Genomic DNA, 3058 nt, shown 5'->3' with positions numbered 1-3058 from the left:
TTATCCCCATGTAATATTAAAGCTGGTAATGTTGTATTTTCCAATCCCTTTGTTGCATCAACATCTTTAAGAAAATATCCTGCTTTTATTTTTGCAACTATACTTGCCTCTGGAAGTACAAGTATAGGTGGAAGATTAAATAATTTTTTTAATTGATAAGAAAATTCCTCATTTAAACTTAAATATCCACTGTCTTCTATAAACGCTTTAACATTATTAGGTAAATCTTCATCTAAACTATTCATTATAGTTGCTGCACCCATACTAATACCAAATAAAACTATATCTGGATTATCATATTCTTTTGAAATTAAATTTACCCAATCCTTTAAATCTTTACCATCAAATCCACCCATAGTATAGTATTCACCTGAACTTTTACCATGAGCATTTAAGTCTTGTGCAAAAACACTATATCCTCTATCATAAAAATTTTTAATATATGTTGCCATATGACGAGCATTTTCTCCAAAACCATGCACAACAATAACCCATTTATTTGTATTTTTAGATAAAAATTGATACCCAACTAAATCATTACCTGTGTATTTAGATTTCATTTTAACTTCAATCGCATTTTCATCAAACCATCTTTGATTTTTTTCTTTATCTTTATCTTTTAATCCATCTTTATCCTGATTATTAACATTAGTTTTATCAACTTTGTTGCTTAATGCGAAATTTACAAAATATCCCCCAACAAAACCAGCTAATACTGATATTGATAAAATTATTACTAATATATACTTTAAAACTCTATTTTTCATGATAACCTCTTTCTTTTTAATATATGTTAGTTTATCATATTTTTAATATGTTGTAAACTTTTTGACACAAACGTAAAAAAGTTAAATAATATATTCTTCAGTTTCATTGAATAGCAAATTAAATCATGTTATACTTTAAATATATATAAATTAGATCTTAGGAGGAAGTGAAATGGCTTTTGAATTAAAAAAATTACCTTATGAGTATGATGCATTAGAACCTATTATAGACAAAGAAACTATGCATTTTCATCATGATAAACATCATCAAACTTATGTAACAAACTTAAACAATCTATTAGAAGGAACTGGATTTGAAACTTCAAGTATAGAGGAAATTCTAACTTCTTTAGATAAATTACCTGAAGCAAAGAAAAATGGTATTAGAAATAATGCAGGTGGAGTTTATAACCACGATTTATTCTGGGAAGTAATGATTCCAGGTGGATCTAAAGAACCTAAAAATGAATTAAAAATCGCAATAGAAAAAGCATTTGGAACTTTAGATGAATTAAAAAATGTTTTCAATGCAAAAGGAGCTGGACAATTCGGATCAGGATGGGCTTGGCTTGTAACTGATAAAGAAGGAAATTTAGAAGTTTTATCTACTCCTAATCAAGATTCACCTGTTAGCTTAGGTAAAATTGTTCTATTAGGAAATGATGTTTGGGAACATGCTTACTATCTAAACTATCAAAATAGACGTGCTGATTATTTAAAAGCTTGGTGGGAATTAGTAAACTGGGATGTTGTAGAAAATAGATATTTAAATAGATAAAATATAGGGATTAGTTTAAAAACTAATCCTTTTTGTATAAAATAAAAAAGACATCCAAAATATGAATGTCTTAAAAAGGAGTTATGAAGAAAAAGTTTTTAGCTTTTTCTCTTGTATGGGAACATTATACACTAAAACGTTTCCATTTTCAATTATTTTTTTCTTATTTTTTTCTTATAATTATCTTAGCTTAATTAAAATTCTAATATAGTTACTGAGCCATTTTCTGGTATTATTACTGGTTCTTCTAACTTTTTATTCATATTTTGCATTATTGTTATAAACGAACCATGAGAAACAACAAGTATATTGGAATCATTTCCGTATTGTTTTTTTAATTCATTTATTCTAAACATTGCTCTATCTTTAACTTTTTTTACACTTTCAAACCCTTCAATATACAATCCTGGGTCAAAATCAGGAATTTGTAACTTAAATTTACTCCATAATTCACTATAATTTTTCTTAACTTCGTCAATATTTGCTCCTTCAAATTTTCCAAACCCTACTTCTCTAAATTCTTTATACTCAATTTTATTATCATTTAATCCTAATATATTCAAAATTCTTTCTTTAGTTCTTATTGCTCTTTTTAAATCACTACTACACACCAAATCAAACTCTATTCCTTCAAGTTGTTTTGCTGCTCTTTCTGGTGAATCATCATCTGGTAAAAGTTCACTATTTTCCCATCCTTGTATTTTTCCTTCTAAATTCCACTCAGTTTTGCCATGTCTTACAAAATATATTTTCATGTTGCCTCCTTTTATATTCTATTTTAAATAATATCATAATAGTTTCTTCTTTACAAGTATTACTAAATTTGCTAGAATAAAAATAAAAGAGGTTTAATAATGTTAATATTATCAATAGAAAGCTCATGCGATGAAACTTCTATTGCTATACTTGAAAATGGCAAAAAAGTTTTAAGTAATATAGTTGCAAGTCAAATAGATATACATAAAGAATATGGTGGAGTAGTACCTGAAATTGCTTCAAGACATCATATTCAAAATATATCAACAGTATATGATATGGCTATGAAAGAAGCTGGATGTTCTATAAAAGATATATCATATATAGCTGTGACTAATACTCCAGGTCTTGTAGGATCCCTACTTGTAGGTCTTATGTTTGCAAAAGGTTTAAGTATAGCAAATAATATACCTTTAATTCCTATAAATCATATTGATGGGCATATATTTTCTACATTTATTGAAAATGATCCAAAACTTCCTATGCTTACCTTAGTAGCTTCAGGTGGACACACAACCCTATATCTTATGAAAGAAGATAAAAGTTTAGAAAAATTAGGAGAAACTCAAGATGATGCAATAGGTGAAGCGTTTGACAAAGTAGCAAGAATACTAGATCTTAGCTATCCTGGTGGTCCATCAATAGAAAAACTTGCAAAAAACGGAAAAAATTCTTTAAAATTACCTACACCTAAAACAGATAATATATATGATTTCAGTTTTAGTGGTATTAAAACTTTTGTTACTAATTATGTTAA

General features: G+C 27.3%; 4 protein-coding genes. 2 read left to right on the top strand and 2 right to left on the bottom strand.

The window, feature by feature from the left end:
* On the bottom strand, positions 1 to 767 hold a 767-nt coding region (locus tag ACWYO2_RS05525), incomplete at its 3' end, for an alpha/beta hydrolase (protein WP_455515482.1).
* Positions 768 to 939: 172 nt separating this feature from the next.
* Here ACWYO2_RS05525 and ACWYO2_RS05520 point away from each other — a divergent pair.
* Positions 940 to 1545, top strand: a complete 606-nt coding sequence (locus ACWYO2_RS05520) for a superoxide dismutase (RefSeq protein WP_455515481.1) — start codon at positions 940 to 942, stop codon at positions 1543 to 1545.
* 194 nt (positions 1546 to 1739) lie between these two features.
* Here the strand turns inward: ACWYO2_RS05520 and ACWYO2_RS05515 are convergent, their stop codons facing one another.
* The gene (locus ACWYO2_RS05515; RefSeq protein ID WP_455515480.1) at positions 1740 to 2300 is read right to left on the bottom strand and encodes a histidine phosphatase family protein; all 561 of its coding nucleotides are present in this window, start codon (positions 2298 to 2300) and stop codon (positions 1740 to 1742) included.
* Between the two features lie 99 nt (positions 2301 to 2399).
* Here ACWYO2_RS05515 and tsaD point away from each other — a divergent pair.
* A partial coding sequence (tsaD, locus tag ACWYO2_RS05510; protein WP_455515479.1) for a tRNA (adenosine(37)-N6)-threonylcarbamoyltransferase complex transferase subunit TsaD occupies positions 2400 to 3058 on the top strand: 659 nt, incomplete at its 3' end.

Source organism: Pseudostreptobacillus sp. (genome assembly GCF_977040545.1).
Note: the sequence above shows the minus strand (reverse complement) of the source record. Positions and strands in the feature narration are given on the sequence as shown.

Excerpts from the sequence above, each read along its gene's own strand:
- ACWYO2_RS05515 (WP_455515480.1), bottom strand. The coding sequence starts at position 2,300 with ATGAAAATATATTTTGTAAGACATGGCAAAACTGAGTGGAATTTAGAA.
- ACWYO2_RS05520 (WP_455515481.1), top strand. The coding sequence starts at position 940 with ATGGCTTTTGAATTAAAAAAATTACCTTATGAGTATGATGCATTAGAA.